1 protein-coding gene is annotated in these 499 nt (G+C 39.5%); it reads left to right on the forward strand.

The annotated features are described in order from the left end of the window. A partial coding sequence (locus tag A3761_RS27100) for a hypothetical protein (protein WP_197472864.1) occupies window positions 1–499 on the forward strand: 499 nt, incomplete at both ends.

Genomic DNA, 499 nt, shown 5'->3' on the forward strand with positions numbered 1-499 from the left:
ATTGCTTTGCATTTTTAGTAGTCTAGTTCACGCAAAATCACCAGACGCACAAACTATAGCGATAGCAGCGCCTCATATCACTAGCCTAATTGAGGAAGACCAGTCTGGCATCTATCAAGGCATTCTGAACGAAGCTATTTCAGATATGCCTTTCAAAATCATTCAATCATATACGCCTTATAAACGAGCCCTGGTATCATTTGAGCAAGGCCATACAGACTACATTTATTCTTTCACGCAAGTGATGCAAGAAAAGCTAGGAAATGAGAATATCATTGCAAGCTTTCCACTAGGTGCCTTCGCTTATTATATGTTTAGCCCTCTCGACCAAAGCCCTTTAACTAGCTCCAGTCAACTTAAAGGACTTAATGTGGGTGCCGTACATGTGCACGAGAACTATTATAAACATAGACTTAGCGAAAAAATAAAACTAGACAAAGTATACAAAGACGCCCAGAACTTGAAAAAGCTCAAAGTAAAGCGTATTGATGTCATGATC

The sequence above is a fragment of the Oleiphilus sp. HI0123 genome (genome assembly GCF_001635315.1).